Origin of the sequence: Chryseobacterium sp. CBo1, assembly GCF_001693475.1 — a bacterium.
Taxonomy (GTDB): domain Bacteria; phylum Bacteroidota; class Bacteroidia; order Flavobacteriales; family Weeksellaceae; genus Chryseobacterium; species Chryseobacterium formosense.
The window spans coordinates 133075-156033 of sequence record NZ_MAUH01000067.1; the positions used below are offsets into that span (position 1 = coordinate 133075).

23 protein-coding genes are annotated in these 22959 nt (G+C 34.8%); 17 read left to right on the forward strand and 6 right to left on the reverse strand.

Features of this window, described 5'->3' with window-relative positions:
- Positions 1 to 43 precede the first annotated feature (43 nt).
- The 7 genes from BA768_RS19360 (at position 44) to BA768_RS19390 (ending at position 8178) form a co-directional block, all read left to right on the forward strand.
- Positions 44 to 1024: a pyruvate dehydrogenase complex E1 component subunit beta gene (locus BA768_RS19360; RefSeq protein ID WP_034673234.1), complete on the forward strand. Its 981-nt coding sequence runs from the start codon at positions 44 to 46 to the stop codon at positions 1022 to 1024.
- 126 nt (positions 1025 to 1150) lie between these two features.
- On the forward strand, positions 1151 to 3142 hold the full coding sequence (locus tag BA768_RS19365; RefSeq protein ID WP_034673235.1) for a KUP/HAK/KT family potassium transporter: 1992 nt from the start codon (positions 1151 to 1153) through the stop codon (positions 3140 to 3142).
- A gap of 75 nt (positions 3143 to 3217) precedes the next feature.
- On the forward strand, positions 3218 to 3691 hold the full coding sequence (locus BA768_RS19370) for a Fur family transcriptional regulator (protein WP_034673237.1): 474 nt from the start codon (positions 3218 to 3220) through the stop codon (positions 3689 to 3691).
- Between the two features lie 3 nt (positions 3692 to 3694).
- Positions 3695 to 5440, forward strand: a complete 1746-nt coding sequence (locus BA768_RS19375) for an OstA-like protein (protein ID WP_065722065.1) — start codon at positions 3695 to 3697, stop codon at positions 5438 to 5440.
- Between the two features lie 98 nt (positions 5441 to 5538).
- Positions 5539 to 6714, forward strand: coding sequence for an aspartate aminotransferase family protein (locus BA768_RS19380; protein WP_065722094.1), 1176 nt, complete (start codon positions 5539 to 5541; stop codon positions 6712 to 6714).
- A 189-nt stretch (positions 6715 to 6903) separates the two neighbouring features.
- Positions 6904 to 7290, forward strand: a complete 387-nt coding sequence (locus BA768_RS19385) for an START-like domain-containing protein (RefSeq protein WP_034673241.1) — start codon at positions 6904 to 6906, stop codon at positions 7288 to 7290.
- Between the two features lie 78 nt (positions 7291 to 7368).
- On the forward strand, positions 7369 to 8178 hold the full coding sequence (locus BA768_RS19390; RefSeq protein ID WP_065722066.1) for an aminotransferase class IV: 810 nt from the start codon (positions 7369 to 7371) through the stop codon (positions 8176 to 8178).
- An 81-nt stretch (positions 8179 to 8259) separates the two neighbouring features.
- Here the strand turns inward: BA768_RS19390 and BA768_RS19395 are convergent, their stop codons facing one another.
- Positions 8260 to 8841: an N-acetylmuramoyl-L-alanine amidase gene (locus tag BA768_RS19395; protein ID WP_065722067.1), complete on the reverse strand. Its 582-nt coding sequence runs from the start codon at positions 8839 to 8841 to the stop codon at positions 8260 to 8262.
- 105 nt (positions 8842 to 8946) lie between these two features.
- Positions 8947 to 9495, reverse strand: coding sequence for a YqgE/AlgH family protein (locus BA768_RS19400; protein WP_065722095.1), 549 nt, complete (start codon positions 9493 to 9495; stop codon positions 8947 to 8949).
- Positions 9496 to 9519: 24 nt separating this feature from the next.
- On the opposite strand from BA768_RS19400, the gene pdxH reads away from it, so the two are divergent.
- Positions 9520 to 10161 (forward strand): pyridoxamine 5'-phosphate oxidase, encoded by a 642-nt coding sequence (gene pdxH / locus BA768_RS19405; protein WP_065722068.1) that lies wholly within the window; start codon positions 9520 to 9522, stop codon positions 10159 to 10161.
- A 53-nt stretch (positions 10162 to 10214) separates the two neighbouring features.
- Here pdxH and BA768_RS19410 read toward each other — a convergent pair whose 3' ends face one another.
- Positions 10215 to 10517, reverse strand: a complete 303-nt coding sequence (locus tag BA768_RS19410) for an HU family DNA-binding protein (protein WP_034673251.1) — start codon at positions 10515 to 10517, stop codon at positions 10215 to 10217.
- 399 nt (positions 10518 to 10916) lie between these two features.
- Between BA768_RS19410 and panD the strand changes: the two genes are divergently transcribed.
- The 9 genes from panD to BA768_RS19455 all read left to right on the forward strand — a co-directional run bounded on the left by panD (position 10917) and on the right by BA768_RS19455 (position 19140).
- A complete protein-coding gene (gene panD / locus BA768_RS19415) occupies positions 10917 to 11267 on the forward strand; it encodes an aspartate 1-decarboxylase (protein WP_029294648.1) in 351 nt (116 codons plus the stop codon).
- A 3-nt stretch (positions 11268 to 11270) separates the two neighbouring features.
- The gene (locus BA768_RS19420; RefSeq protein WP_065722069.1) at positions 11271 to 12284 is read left to right on the forward strand and encodes a lysylphosphatidylglycerol synthase transmembrane domain-containing protein; all 1014 of its coding nucleotides are present in this window, start codon (positions 11271 to 11273) and stop codon (positions 12282 to 12284) included.
- A 174-nt stretch (positions 12285 to 12458) separates the two neighbouring features.
- Positions 12459 to 13034 (forward strand): TerD family protein, encoded by a 576-nt coding sequence (locus BA768_RS19425; protein ID WP_047482038.1) that lies wholly within the window; start codon positions 12459 to 12461, stop codon positions 13032 to 13034.
- Between the two features lie 153 nt (positions 13035 to 13187).
- On the forward strand, positions 13188 to 13853 hold the full coding sequence (locus BA768_RS19430) for a TerD family protein (RefSeq protein ID WP_034676942.1): 666 nt from the start codon (positions 13188 to 13190) through the stop codon (positions 13851 to 13853).
- Between the two features lie 78 nt (positions 13854 to 13931).
- Positions 13932 to 14570, forward strand: a complete 639-nt coding sequence (locus tag BA768_RS19435) for a vWA domain-containing protein (protein ID WP_065722070.1) — start codon at positions 13932 to 13934, stop codon at positions 14568 to 14570.
- Between the two features lie 119 nt (positions 14571 to 14689).
- Complete coding sequence (locus BA768_RS19440; RefSeq protein WP_065722071.1) at positions 14690 to 15733, forward strand: TerY-C metal binding domain-containing protein; 1044 nt, start codon at positions 14690 to 14692, stop codon at positions 15731 to 15733.
- Complete coding sequence (locus BA768_RS19445) at positions 15734 to 17092, forward strand: PP2C family serine/threonine-protein phosphatase (RefSeq protein ID WP_065722072.1); 1359 nt, start codon at positions 15734 to 15736, stop codon at positions 17090 to 17092. It begins immediately after the preceding gene.
- 18 nt (positions 17093 to 17110) lie between these two features.
- Positions 17111 to 17605 carry a hypothetical protein gene (locus BA768_RS19450; RefSeq protein WP_034673263.1) on the forward strand — a complete coding sequence of 165 codons (495 nt, stop codon included), beginning with the start codon at positions 17111 to 17113 and terminating at the stop codon, positions 17603 to 17605.
- A gap of 23 nt (positions 17606 to 17628) precedes the next feature.
- Positions 17629 to 19140, forward strand: coding sequence for a helix-hairpin-helix domain-containing protein (locus BA768_RS19455; protein ID WP_065722073.1), 1512 nt, complete (start codon positions 17629 to 17631; stop codon positions 19138 to 19140).
- A gap of 216 nt (positions 19141 to 19356) precedes the next feature.
- Here the strand turns inward: BA768_RS19455 and BA768_RS19460 are convergent, their stop codons facing one another.
- The 3 genes from BA768_RS19460 to asnB all read right to left on the reverse strand — a co-directional run bounded on the left by BA768_RS19460 (position 19357) and on the right by asnB (position 22934).
- On the reverse strand, positions 19357 to 20220 hold the full coding sequence (locus tag BA768_RS19460) for a GLPGLI family protein (RefSeq protein ID WP_065722074.1): 864 nt from the start codon (positions 20218 to 20220) through the stop codon (positions 19357 to 19359).
- 84 nt (positions 20221 to 20304) lie between these two features.
- A complete protein-coding gene (locus BA768_RS19465; protein ID WP_034673271.1) occupies positions 20305 to 21123 on the reverse strand; it encodes a hypothetical protein in 819 nt (272 codons plus the stop codon).
- Positions 21124 to 21266: 143 nt separating this feature from the next.
- A complete protein-coding gene (asnB, locus tag BA768_RS19470; protein WP_034673274.1) occupies positions 21267 to 22934 on the reverse strand; it encodes an asparagine synthase B in 1668 nt (555 codons plus the stop codon).
- Positions 22935 to 22959: the final 25 nt, after the last annotated feature.

Consider the following 22959-nt stretch of genomic DNA (forward strand, 5'->3'; position numbering starts at 1 on the left):
ATAAATAATTACTATTTTTGTACTCTAAATTTTTCAAATAAATATGGCAGAATATACTTTTCGTGAGGTAATTGCACAGGCAATGAGCGAGGAAATGCGTAAAGACGAATCCATTTTTCTAATGGGAGAAGAAGTAGCAGAATACAATGGTGCATACAAAGCTTCTAAAGGAATGTTGGATGAGTTTGGTGCTAAACGTGTAATCGATACACCTATTGCAGAGCTTGGTTTTTCAGGTATCGCTGTTGGTGCAGCAATGAATGGTAACAGACCGATTGTAGAGTATATGACGTTTAACTTTGCGCTTGTAGGGATCGATCAGATTATCAACAATGCTGCAAAAATCCGTCAGATGAGTGGTGGTCAGTGGAACTGTCCTATCGTTTTCCGTGGTCCTACGGCTTCTGCAGGTCAGTTGGGAGCAACGCACTCTCAAGCTTTTGAAAACTGGTATGCAAACATTCCTGGTCTTAAAGTAGTGGTTCCTTCAAACCCTTATGATGCGAAAGGATTATTAAAAACAGCTATTCAGGATAATGATCCTGTAATCTTCATGGAATCTGAGCAGATGTATGGCGATAAAATGGAAATTCCTGAAGAAGAATATTATTTGCCAATCGGTAAAGCAGATATTAAAAGAGAAGGTACTGATGTTACTTTGGTTTCTTTTGGTAAAATCATGAAATTGGCTATTCAGGCAGCTGAAGATATGGCTAAAGAAGGTATTTCTGTAGAAGTTATCGATTTAAGAACGGTTCGTCCTTTGGATTTCGATACTGTTTTAGCTTCGGTGAAGAAAACAAACAGATTGGTAATTTTAGAAGAAGCTTGGCCGTTTGGTTCAGTATCTTCAGAGATTACCTATATGGTACAGCAAAAAGCGTTTGATTATCTGGATGCACCGATCAAGAGAATTACAACTCCTGATGCACCTGCTCCATATTCATCAGCTTTATTTGCAGAGTGGTTCCCGAAACTTGAAAAAGTGAAAGAGGAAATCAAGAAAGCAATGTACGTTAAATAATTGTAAGCGATTATAGAGAAAAACTTCCGAAAGGAAGTTTTTTCATTTATATAATGCATGACTAATATGACGCTGCATCATAAATTTAGTATAAATTTGCGCTTTTAAAAAAAATAATTCGCTGACATGGCAGAAGTTACAGAAGGAGGTCATCACTTCGACCTTAAGAAACTTTCATTTGTGGGAGTCATTGTTTCTCTCGGAATCGTTTTCGGGGATATAGGAACCTCACCGCTTTACGTAATGAAAGCGATTGTCAATGCAAGAAATCAGGGTGCTACAATGCCTTTCGAGACTTATATAGAAGGAGCGCTTTCTTGTATCATCTGGACGCTGACTCTCCAGACCACCTTAAAGTATGTTATTATTGCCCTAAGAGCAGATAACCGTGGTGAAGGTGGTATTTTAGCATTGTATTCTTTAGTCAAAAAGCTAAAAAAGAAATGGCTCTATGTCGTCGCAATTATCGGAGCATCAACCTTGGTTGCAGACAGTGTTATCACACCATCTCTTACTGTAATGTCGGCAATTGAAGGGCTTAAAATCTACAATCCAGAGACACCGGTTGTCATTATAACGCTCTTTATCCTCTTTATTGTTTTTGTAGTACAACAATTCGGAACAGCTTCTATTGGGAAGTTTTTCGGTCCTATCATGGTAACCTGGTTTTTAGTACTAGGAATTTTTGGTTCGATTCATATTGTAGATCATATTGAAATTTTAAAAGCATTCAACCCGATGTATGCGTATAATCTGATTACGCACTCGCCAAGCGCAATCGTTATCATGGGAGCGGTTTTCCTGTGTACAACAGGAGCTGAAGCATTGTATTCAGATTTAGGGCATTGTGGTGCTAAAAATATTCGTGTAAGCTGGGTTTTTGTTAAAGTTATGCTGATCCTGAACTATTTGGGACAGGGTGCCTGGTTGCTTGATAATTACCAGAAAGTTTTCACTGGAGTAAATCCTTTCTTCGGAATCATGCCTGAATGGGCAGTTTTACCGGGAGTAATTTTGGCAACTGCGGCTGCGATTATTGCAAGTCAGGCTGTAATTACGGGTTCTTTTACCATGTTTTCTGAAGCCATGTCTATATCTTTCTGGCCTAATCAGCATATTGAATATCCTTCGGGAGTAAAGGGACAAATGTATATCCCGAGAATCAACTGGGGATTGATGTTTTTCTGTTTTATTGTGGTTATTTTCTTCCAGAAATCCGAACATATGGAAGCGGCTTATGGTTTAACGATTACCATTACGATGTTGATGACCACCATTTTGCTTACATTCTGGCTGAGCCGTACTAGAATGAATAAAGTTTTCATTTTTGGTTTTGTTGCGGTTTATTTGTTTTTAGAATCAGGATTTTTCTATGCCAATGTGATCAAATTCTTTGATGGAGGATGGTTAACGATGGTTCTGGGTGGTTTTATTGCGGTTTGTATGTACGCTTGGTATAATGGTAGATTACTGAAAGCTAATTTTACAAGCTATGTGAAAATTGATAAATACGTCAACATCATCAAAGACATGAAGCTGGATGAAACAATTCCGAAATACTGTACCAATCTTGCTTACCTTAGCCGTGCTAAACGTAATAACGAAATCGAATCTAAAATTATTTATTCGATTATAAAAAAACAGCCAAAAAGAGCCGATCATTATTTTATTTTGAGTATTGTAAACCAGGAAGATCCTTATACGTTCAAATACAGTGTAGATGAAATTTTGCCGGGAACGATCTATAAAATAAATTTCCTTTTAGGTTTTAAAGTAGATCGTAGGATCAACGATTATTTCAATATGGTTCTGAAAGATCTTATGGCAGACGGAACAATTCCTTCACGAAGCAGTCATCCGTCTTTAAGAGCACACAATATCCCGCCGGATCTGAAATATGTGATCATAGATAACACCTATATCAACGATATTCTTTTGACGGTAAAACAAAAAATTACGTTAAATATTTACAATTTTGTTAAATATATTGGTAGCGATGATTTCAAATCTTGGGGTGTTACATCGCATAATGTTATCGTAGAATCGGCTCCACTAACGGAAGAAACGATCTCAAGCAGCAAAATACAGCAGTCGGAATTTTTAAGGCATAATTCTTAAGGTAAATTTTGGGAGACTGAAATGGATCATATTGATTTAAATAAAAATCAATAAATTTGTAAGATAAATTTTTTGATGGATACTTTACAAAAAGAAAAAAATATAACTTTAATTAAAGACGTTTTACGAAATTACCTGCTTGAAAAAGGCTTTCGTAATACGCCTGAACGATACACTATTTTGGAGGAGATCTATAATATGGATCATCACTTCAATGTAGACGATCTGTATCTTTTGATGATGCAGAAAAAATATCATGTCTCGAAAGCAACAATCTACAACACGATAGAGATTTTCCTTGATGCGGGATTGATCCGTAAACACCAGTTTGGAGAAAAAACGCTGACTTCATCTTCATATGAAAAGTCTTATTTCGATAAGCAGCACGATCATTTGGTGATTTACAAGAAAGATTCTGATAAGGAAATTGAAGAGATTATCGAGTTCTGTGATCCTAGAATTCAGGGAATTAAAGAAGCAATAGAAGGAGCTTTTGGCGTAAAAATTGATTCGCATTCGCTGTATTTTTATGGCACTAAGAATGATTAATTAATGAGACTGACTCTTTTTTTCTTTCTCTTTATTTCCTCTTTCGCTTTGGCTCAGGTTAATCCTAAACCTGCGCAGCGTGATGCTTATTTACAAAATCCTGTAAAAAATCAGCCGCAGAAAAGTAAACCTGCACAAAAAGTAAGAATCATCCATGCCGATGAAATTATTAAAGATCCTGCACAATATGATGGAAATCAATATTTGAAAGGAAATGTTCAGATCGAACATCAGGGTTCTATACTTTCAGCAGATGAAGTCATCAGATACGAAGAAGAAAACTTCATCAGAGCAATTGGTAATGTAAAGCTTCAGAATTCTGATGGTTCTGTCATCACCTCTTCAGAAATGGAGTACGACGGAAATACTCAAAAAGGGGTTGCCAAAAAAAATGTAGTTCTTACCGATCCTAAAGGTACTATCATTAAAACCGAAACCATGTATTACGACAGGGTTTCCAATCAGGCTTATTACAATACGGGAGGAACCATTTTTGATGGAAAAAGTACAACGTATGCAAAGACCGCAACGTATTTCCTTACAACCCGTACCATTGATCTTACGGGAAGAGTAAAAATTGTAGATAAAGATTATACTTTGGAAGGAGATAACGTAGTACAGAATCAAAATACAAACATTGTTACCATCAACGGTTATACTACGATTACCAACAATAAAAATCCCAAAAACAGAATTATTACCGAAAAGGGAACGCATAATATGAATACCAAAGAATCTTTTCTGACGAAAAATTCGAGGATTTACTATAATGATAAGATTCTTACCGGTGATGAGATGTATTATAACCAGCTGACCGGTTTTGGAAAAGCCACAGGAAACGTGACGCTTGATGATCCTTTAGAAAAAAGATATATTAAAGGCGGTTATGGTGAAATCTTCGAAAAGAAAGATTCTTCAATGATGACAAAATCACCTTATGCGGTAAAGATTCTTGAGAAAGATTCTATTTATTTTGCTTCGGAGAACATCCTGTCTTACCAGAAACCTGATACGGCAGATATTACCAAAAAGAAAAGTTATCTGAGAGCTTTCAAAAAAGCAAGGATCTATAAATCTGATGCACAGGGAAGAGCAGATTCAATAGCATTCAATGAAACAGACGGAATTTTGCACATGTACACCGATCCTATTTTATGGAGTGGTGAAAAGCAGGTTACAGGAGATAAAATTGAAGCTTACTTTAATACGGAAACAGAAAATATAGACTCTTTAAAAGTTATAGGAAACGGTTTGGCTATTGCTAAAGTAGATTCTCTTAATCTTATTGATGAATTTCATCAGGTGAAAGGAAATTTGATGACTGTTTACTATGAAGGTAAAGACATTAAACAGATTAAGGTTATAGGAAATGCGCAGTCTATTACATATGCAGATGATTATAACGAAAAGACAAAAGTGAACGAAAGAATAGGAATTACGCTTTCAAGCTGCGGAATCATTGGTGCTCTTTTCGAAGAGAATAAAGTTCAGATCATTTCCTGCAGCATTGGCGCAACTGATGAAACCTATCCGATGAGTATGATTGCTCCTGAAAAGAAAAAATTCCCCGACTTTAACTGGAATACCAAAGACAGAATACGGAAATGGCAGGATATTCTCGTCGATTCTCCAAATAATGAAGAAATTAAATACGAGCCCAATGATGCTCTTTACAACAAAGTAAAAGAAGCGGAAGATAAGGAAAAGGCAAAAGAAGAAGCCAAAAAACCAAAAAGGGTGAGGAAATAAAAGAAAGATCAGTTTTTAAACTGGTCTTTTTTAATACTATAATTTCCCTATTCATCAAATCTTCTTTAGCTTTGCCTAAAATTTTTCAGACAATGGAAATGCAAAACGATTTTTTCAAATATCAGGCTCAGACTACCCAATTTGCGGCCGGTTTTGAAGTGGAAAAAGCAGAAGGAAGCTATGTTTTTGGGAAAGACGGCAGAAAATATCTTGATTTTGTAGCGGGAGTTTCCGCCAATACTTTAGGGCATTCGCATCCGAAAGTAGTGAGCGCGATCAAAGAGCAGGCTGATAAATATCTTCATGTAATGGTTTATGGCGAATATGCTCAGGAAAAACCTGTCGAATTGTGCAGATTATTAGCAGAAGCTACACCTGATCCTTTAGAAATTACGTATTTGGTAAACAGTGGAGCAGAAGCGATCGACGGAAGCTTAAAACTGGCAAAAAGATATACCGGAAGAGAAGAAATCGTTTCTTTCAAGAACTCCTATCACGGAAATACGCATGGTGCACTAAGTGTTTCAGGAAATGAATTCCACAAAAGAGAATTCCGTCCTTTGTTGCCGATGGTTTCTTTTATAGAGTTTAATAATGAAAAAGATTTCGATAAAATCACAGAAAAAACAGCGTGCGTCATTCTTGAAACCATTCAGGGAGCAGCAGGTTTTTTAGTTCCGAATGATGATTATTTAATTAAATTAAAAAAGAGATGTGAGGAAGTAGGAGCGTTATTAATTCTTGATGAAATCCAGCCTGGATTTGGAAGAACGGGAAAATTATTTTCTTTTGAACATTTCGGAATCGTTCCGGATATTCTCGTGATGGGAAAAGGAATGGGTGGTGGTGTTCCCGTGGGAGCATTTATGAGTTCCAAAAAAATTATGGAAACTCTTTCGCATTCTCCGAAATTAGGCCATATTACAACTTTTGGCGGGAATCCCTTAATTGCTGCAGCATCCCATGCAACGCTGAAAGAAGTTTTAGAAAGTGGCTTGATGAATGAAGTAGACGAAAAAGAAAAGTTATACCGTGAACTTTTGGTTCATCCTAAAATTAAAAATATCAACGGTAAAGGTTTGATGCTTGCTGTGAATCTCGGAACTCCTGAATTTACATTAAATGTAGCAAAAAAATGTATGGAAAAAGGCCTGATTGTTTTCTGGCAACTTTACCGAAATGAATATTTGAGAATTTCTCCGCCGCTGACGATTTCAAAAGAAGAAATTACGGAAGGTTGCAAGATTATTCTAGAAGTTTTAAATGAAGATTAATCACAAATAACTCAGTCTAAAGTCTCTTTTTAAGAGGCTTTTTTGCTGAAAAATAATTTTGCAAATCTTTATTAAGATTCATTTTGAAACAATAAAAATGTTTCTGATAAAAATCATGAAAATTTAAATATAATTTTGTGTAATAAAAAAATTAATTTATATATTGCGTCACGTTAAAAATAAGTTTATATGGCGAAACATAAAGTCCATTACGAATTCCCAATGCACTGTCTTTCAGAGATTTTGTACGAATATCTTGCAACTGCAGAGGGATTATCTGAATGGTTTGCAGATGAGGTAGTAGAGAAAGGCGATGATTTCTTTTTCAGTTGGGGAGGAGGTCCTGCTGAAAAGGCAACTTTAATCAGATATAAGCCGGAAAGTTTCGTTCGTTATAGATGGGAAGAGGATGAAGGAACGAAAAACTTCTTTGAAATGACGATTACAATTGATGATATTACAGAAGATTTAGCTTTAAATATTACAGATTTCTGTGAGGAAGGAGATGAAGAGGAAAACGCAATGTACTGGGAAAACCTTATCGAAAACCTTAGAATAAAATTAGGTGCTGCTTAATGGTAAGCTGTACTGTTTTTAAACGACAAAACTGATGAACGATTTATCGTTCATTATTTTTTTATAAATACTCATACTTTGGAAAATACATATTTTACTTCAGAAGAATTACAGTTGAGAAACCGTGCATTTCTATCAGGAGATGCAGTGAAAGCTTCATTTTTTATCAGAAATTCAAAGCTGATTATGGATGAAGAATGCTATTTCTTTTTAATGGCATCGATGAGAAAAATGAGACTGAACATTCCTCTTACTTATACACTAGAGTTTTTTCAGAATCTTTTTACTGAAAATGTGATTGAAGGAAACGGTGTTCAGAACGGAATCATCAATTTTCTGGTGTTCAGAAATTCAGACGGAATTACTTTATCTAAATCTTCGGTTTCCTATTATTTTGAAGTAGAACAGATGGAAGATGTTCTGTCTATTCAGCAAAGACCATTGGAATTGGATTTAATAAAGGAAATTAACGTTAATAATAACCTTTTGAGCAATATTCGTGTTCACTGTCCGGAAAATATTTATGGCGGAATTTACGCCCAGGAAAATGATTTGGATGACGTAATTTTGTTAAATCCTAATAAACGAATTGCAAGAGCAACCACTGGAAATCTTTTATTTCTGGAAGGTAATGTAATCAAAGTTCCGAAGCAGTCTGAAGGAGCTTATATTTCGCCTTTGCTGGAAAATTTTGTAACGTTCTTGCACAAAAATAATCTTGCCGATATTCAGGAACATGAGATTATTGCTTTTGAATCTCAGAAAGCAGAAGAAATATTATTGGTTTCCGATGAAAAAGGAATTTCATCCGTAAAAAAAATAAGAAACAAAACTTTTGAAAATATCCGCTTCACAGAACTGATTGAAAGTTGGAAACAAAGTTTCTAAAAATTGACAAACCCGGTAAACAACAGTGAAGTCCTTTACCGGGTTTTATTCTGAATAAGATCAGAAATTGTATTTTTAAAATTAATTTTCGTTGATGAAGTCAGCAAACTTTTGGGCAATTTCTCTTTGTCCGTCATTGCTGTTCAGGTATTCTCTTTCTTTTGTATTGTTGATGTAGCCCAATTCCACCAGAAGTGCAGGTGATTTTGAGTTTTTAAGAATATGAAGATTTTGTTCTCTGATATTACATTCTCCTAGTTTCTTTGATAATTTTTCGGCTAAAGATTTAGATTCAATGGTATTTTGAATAAAAATTTCGTGACCGTTTTTGGGAGTGTCTGCTTCAGGTGTTGAATTGACGTGAAGAGAAATAACCATTTCCGGATTGAGCTTATTGATTTGTGCTGTTCTTTCCGAAAGAGTTGCATAAGTATCGTTATCTCTGGTTAAAACAATTTCGTATTTCCCGTCTTTGTTGTTTGCTTTTTTGATCTCTTGAGCGATTTTTAAAACAAGATCTTTTTCTAAGATGCCATTTTTATTAGCTCCTAAATCATTTCCGCCATGTCCGGCGTCGATTACAATGATTTTTTTACTAACGGGTGTGAATGAAAGAATTGCGGTAGAAGCTAATGATAAAGCCATTAATTTTATTGCTTTCATAGTTCGTTGTTTTAGGTTATCAAAGAACGTAAAAAGTATCTTAATAATTGTTTAACAAAAACTTAAAATTTGTTAAATGTATATCGCTTCAATGTGAAGTAATGGTCAGTTTAATGAAATGTCTTCCGGTGCATTTGCCCACAAAAGATATTCTCCGCCAAGATTTTGCATAATCGATTTCCATAAGGTCTGATCATTTGGAAGGGTGTAATCCAGATTGTAAACATCGACAACCGTCCAAACTTTTTTTTGAATTTCATGGTCTAATTGTAAAGAAGACCAGCCGGAATATCCTGAAAATATTTTTACATCCTGTATGCTGATTTCGTTCTGAAGAACAGCATTGATAATTCTTTCAATATCTTCCGTTAAATAGAATTCATCGGTAATATCGGTGTATTGCTCGGTCACTTTTTTCCCTTTGATAATGAAGAAAACTTTATCGTTTTCTACAGGACCGCCGTCATATACTTCAATCTGAAAATCAAAGAAATTTTTGAAACGATTACTCATCTTGCTGTTTTTCTTATTCAGAATTAAACCAAATGCTCCACTTTCATTATGATCAATAACCAACACTACCGATCTGGAAAAAATATCTCCGGAAATATCAGGCGTGGAAATTAATATTTTACCTTTGTATGAGTAATTCATACTCAAATTTAATAAAAAATATTCATGGAAAACCTTCATAATAAGAGAAAAGTCTACGAAAAATCACAACTTATTGAAAGTGAGATTAAAGAGAATCCTATCGAGCAATTCAGGGATTGGTTTTTGGATGCTTCCGAAAATCCATCGATTTCTGAGGCAAATGCAATGGCCATTTCTACGCTTGAAGAAGACGGTTGTCCGCGTACGAGAATGGTCTTGCTAAAGGAATATACTTACGAAGGATTTATTTTTTATACCAACTACAACAGCAGAAAAGGAAATTCAATCGAAAAAACTCATAAAGCCTGTCTGCATTTCTTTTGGCCTGGCTTAGAAAGGCAAATCATCATTAAAGCAAATATGGAAAAAATTGCTGAAAACCTTAGTGATGGTTATTTTCACTCGAGACCTAAAGGAAGCCAATTGGGAGCGGCAGTTTCTCCGCAAAGTCAGGAAATTCCTGATCGTGAGTTTTTGGAAGAAAGATTGAAAAATTTAGAAAAAGAATACGAAAATACAGAAGTTCCCAGACCGGAAAACTGGGGCGGATATATTGCAAAGCCTTATGAAATAGAATTTTGGCAGGGAAGACCAAACAGACTGCACGACAGAATTCTTTACAAGCTCGATGATCTGGACTGGAAAATTTCACGGTTGGCTCCTTAGTAAAATAAAAAACCCCATCCAATGATGAGGTTTTGTTTTTTATAATCGAAAGATTATTTCTTTTTTCCTGCAGCGGGAGCTCCTGCAACAGCAGTTGAAAGATCTGCACCAGCTTTGAATTTAGCCACCTTCTTAGCAGCAATTTTAATTGGTTTCTTTGTAGCTGGGTTGATACCCTGTCTTGCAGCTCTTTCAGATACAGAGAATGTACCGAATCCTACTAAAGATACTTTTCCGTCTTTAGACTTTAGTGTTGTTGTTACATTAGAGATGAAAGATTCTAAAGCTGCTTTTGCTGCTACTTTAGTGATTCCTGCGTCTTTTGCGATTGCGTCGATTAATTCAGACTTGTTCATAATTTTTAATATTAAAAGTTAGTTAGTTATAAAAGCAAATTTAAAACAATTTTCAAATTGTGCAAATTTTTTGCGAAAACTTATTGATTTTTTTTAAAATTTCTTGAAATCGGTTAAAATTTCATAATTAATGTTTTTGCGAAAAATCTAGGTTCTGAGATACTAAAATCGTGCCAACTACTTATGTACATTGACTTTCCTGATTTATAGTTATTTGTTTTTAAATTTATTAAATTCTTAATTTGATGTGAACTATTGATTTTTTTATTGATATGCTTGTTAAGTTTGTAAAATAATTCAGGTTATTTTAGATTGAGTTAAATTAATTGCCTCAAAATATGATAGTTGTAAATTTCATTTTAGAATGATATTCTTAAATATTATTAATAAATTTGCATCATGTTAATAGAAGTATTCAAATCTAAAATTCACAGGGTAAGAGTTACGGCTTCAGACCTTAATTATATAGGAAGTATTACCATTGACGAAGATCTTATCGAGGCTGCAGGTTTGGTAGTAGGAGAAAGAGTTTATATCGTGAATGTAAACAACGGGGAACGTTTTGATACGTATGTGATCAAAGGGAAAAGAAAATCGGGAGAAGTTTGCTTAAATGGTCCTGCCGCAAGAAAAGTTCAGCGTGATGACATTATTATCATCATTGCTTATGCTCAGATGACGCCGGAAGAAGCCAAAGATTTCCAGCCAAAAATTGTTTTCCCGGACGAAAAAACAAATCTTCTTACGTAAAATATGGAGAAGAAATCAAATAAAACTTTAAAATCTGTATTAACTGTAGTAATTTCGCTTGCTTTTGCAGGCTTTTTTTTGTGGTTGGCGCTGAAAGGATTAGACTTTAAGGTGATTCAGAAGTCTTTGGCGAAGGCGAATTATCTTTGGGTAGCTTTTGCGGCTGTTTTTGCGCTTTTGGCATATTGGTTTAGGGCAATTCGCTGGAATTTGCTGTTGGAGCCAATGGGACATAAAATCTCAAGCTCAAATGCACTTTGGTCTTTGTCTTTCGGTTATCTGATGAATCTTACCATCCCGAGAAGTGGTGAATTGGCAAGAGCAACTGCGTTGTATGGTGTTGAAAAAGTTCCGGTAGATAAATCTTTTGGAACAATTATTCTGGAAAGAGTGGTTGATTTGATTTGTATGCTTGGGTTTTTAGGTCTTACTTTGATCTTTAAATATGAAGCAATTCTGTCATTTTATGAAAATTCAGGTGTCAATATAAACCCGAATAAGATTTTAATCGTTCTTGGTATTTTGGCGGTTGCAGGGGTTTTATTTTTTGTTTTTAAAAATAAGTTTGTCAATGTTCCTGTTTTAGGAAAAATCATTGGAATCATTGACGGAATTCTTCTTGGCTTGACATCTATTTTTAAACTAAAGGAAAAAGGGAAGTTCACTATATATACAATAGGAATTTGGGTATCTTATTATTTTGCGGCATATCTTGTATGTTTTGCATTGCCTGAAACTTCAGATTTTACTTTTGCTGATGGGTTTTTTATCATCGTTGTAGGGACTTTGGGAATGATTATTCCTGCAAGTGGCGGGATTGGAGCATTTAATTTGGCAATGAAGTTCGGTTTTATGGCACTGTTCTTAGCTATGGGTAAAAGTGCAGAATTGGGTGGTGAGATGGGCTTGACCTATTCTTTTATTTCGCTTCCTTTACAGATTGTTGTCATGTTGGTAATGGGACTTATTTCTATTCCAATGTTGGCAAAAGCCAGAAATAATATGATCGAAGAATAAAGTTTAATTTATTTTTAAATTTATGTATAAATCCTGTTTCGTTTGAAGCAGGATTTTTTGTTTAATTTTTTTTAGGAATATTAAAAAAAGTTTAAAACCGTATGACTTTTTATCATTAATTTGGTTAATTCAAAAATCAAATCTATCTTAAGGGAAAAATTATATTTATAAATTATGGCAATTAATTTACAGAAAGGGCAGAAAATCGAATTAGGACTTACAAAAATGACAATTGGTTTAGGATGGGATCCGAATGAAGGAACTGGTCATGCGTTCGATTTGGATGCTTCAGCAATCATGATTGATTCAGACAGAAAATTGATCGGTGACGAATATTTTGTTTTTTATAATAATCTGAATTCTCCTGATGGAGCATTAACGCATACCGGAGACGATCCGGACGGAAAAAGCAGCGATGGAGATGATGATGAAGCAATTGTTATCGATCTTGAAAAAGTAGATTCCAGAGTAGAGGAAATTCTTTTTGTTGTAACGATTGAAGATTTCGAAAGAAGAAAACAAAATTTCGGGATGGTAAGAAACTCTTACATCAGAGTTGTGGATAATAACAGCCATCAGGAAATTGCAAAATACGAACTCGATGAAGATTTTTCGATAGAAACCGGTGTAGAATTCGGGCGTCTGTACAAAAGAAACGGAAGCTGGAAATTTGAAGCTTCAGGAATTGGTTACAGAGCAGATCTTGCTTTCTTTTTAGAGAAATACTATAAAGGTCAAATCATCAAATAAGGATATTTACTACCATACTGCAATGGCAGCATCTTCTAACTTTGCTGAGTGAAACGCCTTTGCGAACGAAAAATATTCTCAATTAGATTAAAAAAAATCTTTGCGTTTAAAAAAAGTTAAAATAAAATTAATAACACAAAAACGATATTAAAAATGGCAATTAATTTACAGAAAGGTCAAACAATAGATTTAAGGAAAAACGACCGTGGAGAAAGTGTTTATGATTTATCTCAGGTAACCATCGGTTTAGGTTGGGATGTTCGTAAGCAAGGTGGTTTTTTCGGGAAAATTTTCAATAAAGAAGCAGAATACGATCTGGATGCAGTTGCATTTCTTTTAGATGGAAACGGAAAAGTTGCCAACTTGGGAAGAACTGTTCAAACCAATGACGGCAGACAAATGGGGCTTTATCAGGGAGATGTGATCTATTTCAATTCAATGCAGCATCCAAGCGGACATATCTGGTTAACCGGAGATAACAGAACCGGAGCAGGAGACGGAGATGATGAACAGATTATCGTTAAATTAGACCAGTTGGATGAACGTTATCAGAAAATTATTTTCATAGTAACGATCTATATGGGAAGAAAAAATAATCAACATTTTGGGATGATCGATAATGCATTTATCCGTGCGGTGGATGCAAGAGGAAAAGAAATCACAAAATATAGTCTTTCCGGAGACGCAAGCATGAACGGAATGTGTTCTATGGTTTTTGCAGAAGCTTACAGACACAACGGTGACTGGAAATTCCGTGCCTTGGGAGAACCAAATCATTCAGATAGTTTTGTAGATATTCTTCAGAGGTATTCTTACTAATTCTATCAGAATTTTAATCATGATAAAAAGCAATTGGTCAAAAGCCAACTGCCAATAGCAATTTAATACTGTCCTACGATGAACAGAAGATTATTAGCCTACTTTCTGCTGGATACTTCCGGCTCGATGAATGGAGAACCTATCCATGCACTCAATAATGCTTTCAACGGGCTAATTAGTATGTTGAGATCAGATCCGCAAGCGATGGATACGCTGCATTTAAGTGTCACGACTTTCGATCGTGAGGTGAAAAATATTATTCCGATGGTTGATCTGGCGAGTTTTCATCCGATGGAAATTACCTGTCCGGATAGTGGACCAACTCATACAGGAGCTGCTCTCGAACTGGTTTCAGCATTGGTTCAGGTTGATTTAATTAAAGGTTCAACCGAAGTGAAAGGCGACTGGAAACCTCTTCTATTTATTTTTACAGACGGAAAACCTTCCGATATTCAGAAGTACAGACAGATGATTCCCGTAATTAAAAATATGGATTTTGGAGCGATCGTAGGTTGCGCAGCAGGTCCGAAAGCTGATGAAAGTTTCCTCAAAGAACTTACGGATAATGTAGTGAAATTAGACACTACAGATGCAGCAACACTCTCTTCATTCTTCAAATGGGTAAGTTCATCCATTACAATGGGTGGAAAATCACAAGGGACAGGCGAAAGCATCAGTCTTCCGCCGCCACCTTCAGAACTGAATATTATTATTTAAGAAAAAAATAGTATTTCTTAGCTGAGTGAAACGCCTTTGCGAACTTAAAAGCAGTTAGTAGTTAAAAACTTTGCGCTCTTTGTGTTAAAAATTCAAATGAAATAATTTAAGTCTAAATTATGAGAAGACTTCCCATTTATTTTCTGGTAGATATTTCCGAATCGATGATCGGTGAACCGATTGACCAGGTTCAGGAAGGTATTTCTACCATCGTTCGTGAGTTAAAAAAAGATCCGTACTCCTTAGAAACAGTGTGGATTTCGGTAATTGGTTTTGCGGGAGAAGCAGAAGTGATTACGCCGTTGCAGGATATTATTTCGTTCTATCCTCCAAAAATTCCTGTCGGAAGCGGAACTTCTCTGGCAAAAGGTCTTTTCAAAGTAATGGAATGCATTGATAAAGATATTGTAAAAACAACTTACGACAGAAAAGGCGACTGGAAACCTCTTGTTTTTCTTTTTACAGACGGCGTTCCGACTGATGATGCCCACAAAGCTATTGAAAAATGGACGACCCAATACCACGGAAAATCAAACACAATTGCAATATCGATTGGTGATAATACAAATTATAAACTGTTGGGTTCACTTTCAGATAATGTTTTGTTGTTTAATAACCATTCGGAAAATTCTTACAAAGAGTTTTTCAAATGGGTGACCGATTCCATTAAAACGACGAGTCAGAGCGTGACGGAAGCCAATAAGGATGGTATTAATTTATCTAAAATTGATCATAGTATTTTAGAAAAAATTGATCCTGAAGCTCAGCAATGGTTTCCTGACAATAATTTTGTGGTGTTGAACGGAAAATGTTCAGAATCAAAAAAATCGTATTTAATTAAATATAAAAAAGCTTTCGCCGACTCCGGAATTGCTGGAATGCAAACCCGATATTACCGACTTGAAGGAACTTACAGAATTGATGATTCTTCCTATTACCGACTTTCTTCGGCTCAGAAAAGTTTTCAGAAAATTTCGGTGGAAGAGTTGCACGGAAATCCGTCTTGTCCGCATTGTGCCAATCCGATTGCTTTAGCAACCTGTTCATGCGGTGGAATTCATTGCTTGAAAGGTGAAGGTTACAACGAATGCCCTTGGTGCGGAACTTCAGATTATTACGGATTCAGCAATGAAGGTTTTGACATCAACCGAACTTTAGGCTAAATGGAAAACACAATCAGGCAGATTTTGAAAAATCATAATATCTATGATGGTAAAATCACGGATAAAGTGGTTTCAAAACTGTTGACGCAGACGGAAATTCAGAACAGTCTACAGCAGATTATAGAAGCTCAGAAAAAAATTATGCACGAAGCAATTATTTATAAAGAAAGAGAAGAATTTGCCGATGCATTTTTTCCGATTATTAATGCAAATTCCAAGAAAAAATATGAGTTTGTTTTTCCGATGGAACAGTTTCCGAACATCAGAATTAAAGATGTTTCAGGGTTGGATTTGGCAGGTTTAAGTTTTGAAGAAAATGCGATTAAAGGAATTCCTTCCGAAAGTGATACCTACGATCTGAAGATTGAATTTTTTCATGTTCATGATCAGGAAAATGTTGAGTTTAAAAAAGCACAGCTTTTCGTCAATGCCGATCCAAAAGATTTATGGAAGAATATTCCGTCTGATGAAGAAGCGCCTTTTCATAAAGCGGATGAAGTGAAATTCAAAGGAAATTTTTCAGATAAAAAGATTGTGGTGGCTTCAAAACGAGGTCGCTCTCATGCACATGAAGGAAAATTCAGAGATGATGATTTTGCCGTAAAAGAATTACCGAATTCATGGAATATTATTTCGGTTTCAGATGGCGCGGGTTCGGCGCAATTGGCAAGGTACGGCTCCGAATTGGCAACACAATCAATCAATAATTATTTTAAAAAGGTAGAAGTTTTAGCCGAATTGGATGTTCATATTAACGAGATTTTCAATTCTGAAAAAGAAGATTCGGAGGCAAAACAAAATATCATTAAACTTTTATATGAAGGTGTTTCTAACACTTTTAAATTTTTAAAAGAACAGGCAGATGATCATTTTGTCACCTTAAAAGATTTTCATTCCACTTTAATTTTTGCTTTGCTTAAAAAGTTTGACTTTGGATATGTAATTTTAAGTTTTGGTGTTGGTGATTGTCCGATTAATCTGATCAATGAAGATTTCTCTGATGTACAGTTGCTGAATACAATGGATGTTGGTGAATTCGGCGGGGGAACCCGTTTCATTACGATGAGTGAAATTTTTGACGAAAATATTTCTTCACGTTTCAGAATAACTCATGCTAAAGATTTTTCTAAACTGGTTTTAATGACCGACGGAATTTACGATCCGAAATTTATTACCGAAAACAAATTAGAAGATATCGAAAGCTGGAAAACTTTTTTTGATGATTTAAATGGTCATAATGAAGATGAGTTGAAAGTTGATTTTCAAGATGACGAACAAATCGACGGACAACTTCTTTCCTGGATGGATTTCTGGAGCAAAGGAAATCATGATGACAGAACTTTGGCAGTGATTTATTAACTTTAAAGTTAATTCCACATGAGATTTAAACTCATATTTTTTTACTTTTTTATCTTTTCATTTTTTGTTTCGGCTCAGAATGATAAATGTAAACTTAAAATAAATTATGACCTTTCAGATGTTCAAGAGAAAGGTGAAATTTCTTTTTCTGTTACTAATTTAAGTACTAAAAAGGTAAAAGTTTTAAAAAGTTTTCATGATTATAAAGCTCAGTTAGAAAATATATTTTATGTTGATTCTAATGGTAATTTATTACCTAAAGATGTTGGGACTGCAGATATTGATTTCTTTAAACAAGATAAAACAATAGTTTTAAAACCTAATGAATCAAGAATATATAAAATAAATATTTTTGGTACTTTTCAAGGTAGTAAATTTTTAAGGTCAGAATATAGTTATCAGTTTGATGTATGGTTTAATTTTATTGATTTAATAGATCATAGATTTGATTGTGATTTAATCGGTCTTGAAAAACTGAAAAATCTAAAATATCAACCACATGCTGTTCAATAGTTTTTATAAGTATTAATTCTCAAATGAAAAAAACAACCACCGTTTCCTCGATTTTAGATACTTCAAAATCGTATGAATATGTAGATGAAAACCCTGTAAAAGGTGGCGTAAAAGATGTTTATTTTTCGCCGGACAGAAAATACGTGGTGGCTTTTTATAGAACACCATTGGAAAATGAACAAAAGGAAAGAATTCAAAGAATTGTTTCTACTTATTTGGTGAATATTCAAAACGGAAATGCTTCAGAATATTATCTGGATGAGGTTTTCAGATGGCCTTATGATATTGTTCAGAAAAATAATCTGACAGGGATCGTGGTTCCTGTTTATCATCAGAAATTCTTTTTTGCCAAAGGATATTTTGGTTCAGATAATATTGCGGGTGGAGATAAAGTAGGGAAGTGGTTTACGGCTCCGATGTTCAGAAATCAACATTACCCGCTTCGTTTAGACAAATCAGAATTAGGTGATTGGTTAAGTTATTTTCAGATTGCTATTAACATTACACGAGGAATCAAAAAACTGCATCAGATGGGTTTGGCGCATTCAGATCTTTCATATAATAATATTCTGGTAGATCCGGTGACAAAATCGGCTTGTATTATTGATATTGACGGATTGGTTGTTCCGAAATTATTTCCGCCTGAAGTGATTGGAACTGCAGATTTCATTGCTCCGGAAGTTTTAAAAACAAAACATTTGCATCTGCATGATCCGGGAAGACAGCTTCCGAATCAGAAAACCGATCTTCATGCTTTGGCGATTCTTATTTATATGTATCTTCTACGGCGCCATCCTTTGAGAGGCGGTAAAATCTGGGATTTGGATTCTGAAAAAGACGAAATCATTTCAATGGGCGAAAAAGCTCTGTTTGTAGAACATCCGACAGATTCCAGCAATAAAGTAAGAACGGAATATCTTAAAAAATGGGATTCTTTCTGGGGTGATCCCAATAAAATTCCTTACACCGTTACAGGTCCTTATTTATCCGAATTGTTTAAAAAAGCTTTTATTGACGGACTTCATGATCCGATTAAAAGACCTTTGGCGACCGAATGGGAAACTGCTTTGTTGAAAACAGTCGATTTAATTCAGCCTTGCCAAAATCCTGAGTGCAACGAAAAATGGTATGTTTTCGACAATACTCAAACGCCGAGATGTCCGTTCTGTGGAACTTCCCACAAAGGAACTTTACCCGTTCTCGATTTGTATTTTAAATATGATGATGAAGTTTGGAAGCCGGAAAACCACCGATTGATGGTTTATCACAATCAGTATTTGTTTAAATGGCATGTTTCAAGAAAAGTAATTCGGAATGAAAGTCTGACCGCAGAAGATAAAAAACCGGTCGGATATTTTACTTTTTATCAGGATAAATGGGTTCTGGTGAATCAGACTTTGACAAGCATGAAAGATTTAACCGAGCAAAAAGAAGTTCCGCCCAATTCAATGGTGGAGCTGACTGAAGGCAAAAAAATACTGCTTTCCAATGAAGAAGGCGGAAGAATTATTTATGTGACGATGGCGAATCAGTAAAGATTTTTTAACCATTAAGAAATATAAAGTTTCATAGAAAAGAATTGTTAAGAATTTGACCTTGTCAAATAGTAAGCGCAATGCTTAAAAATATCTTTGATATGTGCTTAATTCATCTTAATCATTTAAATTTCTTAATGGTCAAATGTTAAGATTAAAAGGTAAAAATATGTAGCCTAAACAAGATTTGTTGCCTACTTGTATCCGAATTAAAAATTACAGGCATGTATTTTTCAGCTCAATCGGATTTTCAAAGCTCTTTAAAAATTCTTTAACCTTTTTATCATAACTTTCCCTGTATTTCTTGTCGTTTGGATCTCCTCCTCCGATCGTGTATGCTGCATTCCAGCCGTCATTGCTTGCCGGAGCTTGATAGTTGAAAATAGATGAAGGCTCATTTTTGTAGTCATCCCAGATTTTTTGATATTTTTCAGGAGTCGTTTTAATGATGTTCTGACTCATAAAATTTCTTTCAGAAATATCATTGATTTCTTTTTTTATTGATTTCAATTCATAAATAAATTCATTTTCGGAATCATTTATTTTTAAAATTAAACCGGGCAAACCATAAAATTTGTACGGACCATCTTGTACAGGAATTTCTGTTGTGAACCATGCAATCCATTTTCTTCCGCCAAACTCTGTCGTTGCTTTTTGTATAGGATAACTTAAGAATTTATCTTTCTCCGAACTGATTTTCCAATTTATTTTGCATGAATTATTGATGATGAAAATCTTATCATGAAGCTGTTTTTCAAATAAGATTTCATTACTGCCATAGTTTTTTGTAATGATTTCGTTGAATTTAGATTCGCCATATTTATAATTAAAAGAAATGCTGCCTTGCCCTATTTTTTTAAAGTCTTTTACGGTTGCAGTTTTTGTGGAATCATTTTTAAATTTAATATAAGACAAAAATTCAGACGTTTTATTTTCATTCAGTATCAAAGCAAAATCTTCGTGCAGAAATTCGGCAGAATTTTTCTGAGGTTTCCACCCGAAATCATAAACTGCTTTGTAAGATTGTGCGGAAATTGCCGAAATGACAAAAAGAGATAATAAACTAAAGCTTAATTTCATAGTGCAGTGAATTTTGTTTAATGCTAAAATAAATAAAAAGCCCTGAAATCAACTTTCAGGGCTTCTATTTTATAAGATTTTAACTTATTTTCTTGGTTTTTCTACTCCAATCCATGCTTCACCTTCTCTTTTTACCTGGCTCAATGTGAATGTTTCAAAATCATCTGTTTTGTATTCGATGTTATCTTTGTTCTGTTCGAATGGCATGATGTAGAAGAAATCTTTATCTGTTTTATCAGCCTTCGTTCCTTTTTTTACAGTCGGCATAAATTTTTTCTCAAACTTATACTTTGGAAGATATTGCTTCACAGATGCATAGAATTTAGCATTCTCTTTTTCATTCGGGATCACGTCAACGATTTTGAATTTATCATTCTTTTTATCAACCCAAAGATAATAGTTGATTTCTTCGTGCGTCTTTTTATTTAAAGAAGTAAAGCCGTAGAATTCTTTAGGAACCAACTGCTTGATTTTTTCAGCATCAACTTTTGTGAAATACTCTCCCTGAGAAGGATCTACATACGTTTCAAGATTTAATAACAAAACCTGATTATTCTGGAAGTTTTTATTCTTGAAATATTGGTCTAAGGATAATTCTGCTGTTTTTCTAAGCTCTTTACCTCTGTCATCCAGTTTTTTAGTAGGATTCTGAGGATTTACTTTTTTTACGAAATTGTATAAAACAACAGGTTTAATATCAGCAAGGTGAGGATAAGTTTTTAGCTGTTCTGCTTTTACCAACCAATAATATTGTTGATAGTAATCGTCTTTTTCAGCAGGTTTTACAGTTTTATAAGCTAAAGCAAGTTTTTTTGAATTAAGATATTTTCCGTATTTACCTTGTGCAAAAGCTAAGCTTGTCGTACATAGTAAAGCAAAAAAAATAGAGACAGTTCTTTTCATTTTACAGCAGAGATTTTTTTTATTTTCCAAATATAATTATTTATTAGATAATAAGTTTAATTGTAAGTTAAAATATCTAAAATTTATTGATTTTATTCAACAAAAAATCCTGTAGAGATACAGGATTGATAAAATTTGTTGACTTAATATGATGTTTCGTGTACTTTCACCGCTCTTCCGCTCGGATCGTTCATCTTTTTGAATGCTTCATCCCATTCTAACGCAATCGGAGTAGAACAGGCAACTGACGGAACCGAGGGAACGGTTGCAGCAGCTGTTTCGCTTGGAAAATGCTCTTCGAAAATCGTTCTGTAACGGTATTCTTCTTTATTTTGCGGAGTGTTTACTGGAAATCTGAATTTCGCATTCGCCATCATCTCATCACTGACATATTTTTCGGCAATATCTTTCAGTGTATCAATCCATGAATAACCAACTCCGTCAGAAAACTGCTCTTTTTGTCTCCATGCGATTGATTCCGGTAAAAGATCTTCAAAAGCTTTTCTTAAAACCCATTTTTCAATTTTTCCTTCTTCTTTGCGGATCATTTTATCTTCAGGATTTACATTCATCGCCACATCCATAAATTCTTTATCCAAAAACGGAACTCTTCCTTCAATTCCCCAGCTCATTAAAGCTTTATTGGCTCTTAAACAATCATATAAATGAAGTTTCCCAAGTTTTCTTACCGTTTCATCATGAAACTCTTTGGCATTAGGAGCTTTGTGGAAGTACAAATATCCACCAAACAATTCATCTGAGCCTTCTCCGGAAAGTACCATTTTAATTCCCATCGATTTTATGACTCTTGCCAAAAGATACATCGGTGTAGAAGCACGAATCGTGGTTACATCATAAGTTTCCAGATGATAAATCACATCACGGATCGCATCTAAACCTTCCTGAACGGTAAAGTTTACCTCGTGATGAACTGAGCCGATGTGCTCTGCAGCTTTCTTAGCCGCAACCAAATCTGGTGAACCTACCAATCCGACAGCGAAACTGTGCAACCTCGGATACCAAGCTTCTTGAGTATCACCGCTTTCAATTCTTTGTCTTGCAAATTTTGCGGTAACTGCAGAAATAATCGAAGAATCCAGACCTCCCGAAAGCAAAACTCCGTAAGGAACATCACTCATCAATTGTCTGTGAACAGCATCTTCCAGACTTTTCCTGATCTTTTGAATATCAGTAATATTATCTTTTACTGCGTCAAAATCTTCCCAATCTCTTTTATACCATTGCTGGAGTTCGTGTCCTTCTATGTTATATAAATAATGTCCGGGTAGAAAAGTTTCGATTTTCTTACAAATCCCCTCCAAAGCTTTCAGTTCAGAAGCTACATAATAATTTCCTTCTCTGTCCCAACCCTGATAAAGAGGACAGATTCCCATGTGATCTCTGGCAATAAGATAAATATTTTTTTCAATATCATATAGTGCAAAAGCGAAGATTCCGTTTAGTTTTTCAATAAAATTCTTTCCGTATTTTTCGTAAAGAGCAAGAATGACTTCACAATCAGATTTTGTCTGAAACTCGTAATCCGGAAATTCTGTTTTGAGTTCTCTGTGATTGTAAATTTCTCCGTTCACGGCAAGAACAATTTTCCCGTCTTTAGAAAATAAAGGTTGTTTTCCCGAAGTAGGATCTACAATGGCTAATCTTTCGTGAGAAAAAAGTACTTTTTCATTCTGAAAAACTCCGCTCCAGTCTGGTCCGCGATGACGGATTTTTTTAGACATTTCTAAAACCTGAGGTCTTAGTATTTCGGTTGACTGCTTTGCGTCAAATAAGCATACGATTCCGCACATGTTATATTATTTGATAGCAAAACTA

Excerpts from the sequence above, each read along its gene's own strand:
- BA768_RS19360 (WP_034673234.1), top strand. The coding sequence starts at position 44 with ATGGCAGAATATACTTTTCGTGAGGTAATTGCACAGGCAATGAGCGAG.
- BA768_RS19365 (WP_034673235.1), top strand. The coding sequence starts at position 1,151 with ATGGCAGAAGTTACAGAAGGAGGTCATCACTTCGACCTTAAGAAACTT.
- BA768_RS19370 (WP_034673237.1), top strand. The coding sequence starts at position 3,218 with ATGGATACTTTACAAAAAGAAAAAAATATAACTTTAATTAAAGACGTT.
- BA768_RS19375 (WP_065722065.1), top strand. The coding sequence starts at position 3,695 with ATGAGACTGACTCTTTTTTTCTTTCTCTTTATTTCCTCTTTCGCTTTG.
- BA768_RS19380 (WP_065722094.1), top strand. The coding sequence starts at position 5,539 with ATGCAAAACGATTTTTTCAAATATCAGGCTCAGACTACCCAATTTGCG.
- BA768_RS19385 (WP_034673241.1), top strand. The coding sequence starts at position 6,904 with ATGGCGAAACATAAAGTCCATTACGAATTCCCAATGCACTGTCTTTCA.
- BA768_RS19395 (WP_065722067.1), bottom strand. The coding sequence starts at position 8,841 with ATGAAAGCAATAAAATTAATGGCTTTATCATTAGCTTCTACCGCAATT.
- BA768_RS19400 (WP_065722095.1), bottom strand. The coding sequence starts at position 9,495 with ATGAATTACTCATACAAAGGTAAAATATTAATTTCCACGCCTGATATT.
- pdxH (WP_065722068.1), top strand. The coding sequence starts at position 9,520 with ATGGAAAACCTTCATAATAAGAGAAAAGTCTACGAAAAATCACAACTT.
- BA768_RS19410 (WP_034673251.1), bottom strand. The coding sequence starts at position 10,517 with ATGAACAAGTCTGAATTAATCGACGCAATCGCAAAAGACGCAGGAATC.
- panD (WP_029294648.1), top strand. The coding sequence starts at position 10,917 with ATGTTAATAGAAGTATTCAAATCTAAAATTCACAGGGTAAGAGTTACG.
- BA768_RS19420 (WP_065722069.1), top strand. The coding sequence starts at position 11,271 with ATGGAGAAGAAATCAAATAAAACTTTAAAATCTGTATTAACTGTAGTA.
- BA768_RS19425 (WP_047482038.1), top strand. The coding sequence starts at position 12,459 with ATGGCAATTAATTTACAGAAAGGGCAGAAAATCGAATTAGGACTTACA.
- BA768_RS19430 (WP_034676942.1), top strand. The coding sequence starts at position 13,188 with ATGGCAATTAATTTACAGAAAGGTCAAACAATAGATTTAAGGAAAAAC.
- BA768_RS19435 (WP_065722070.1), top strand. The coding sequence starts at position 13,932 with ATGAACAGAAGATTATTAGCCTACTTTCTGCTGGATACTTCCGGCTCG.
- BA768_RS19440 (WP_065722071.1), top strand. The coding sequence starts at position 14,690 with ATGAGAAGACTTCCCATTTATTTTCTGGTAGATATTTCCGAATCGATG.
- BA768_RS19445 (WP_065722072.1), top strand. The coding sequence starts at position 15,734 with ATGGAAAACACAATCAGGCAGATTTTGAAAAATCATAATATCTATGAT.
- BA768_RS19450 (WP_034673263.1), top strand. The coding sequence starts at position 17,111 with ATGAGATTTAAACTCATATTTTTTTACTTTTTTATCTTTTCATTTTTT.
- BA768_RS19455 (WP_065722073.1), top strand. The coding sequence starts at position 17,629 with ATGAAAAAAACAACCACCGTTTCCTCGATTTTAGATACTTCAAAATCG.
- BA768_RS19460 (WP_065722074.1), bottom strand. The coding sequence starts at position 20,220 with ATGAAATTAAGCTTTAGTTTATTATCTCTTTTTGTCATTTCGGCAATT.
- BA768_RS19465 (WP_034673271.1), bottom strand. The coding sequence starts at position 21,123 with ATGAAAAGAACTGTCTCTATTTTTTTTGCTTTACTATGTACGACAAGC.
- asnB (WP_034673274.1), bottom strand. The coding sequence starts at position 22,934 with ATGTGCGGAATCGTATGCTTATTTGACGCAAAGCAGTCAACCGAAATA.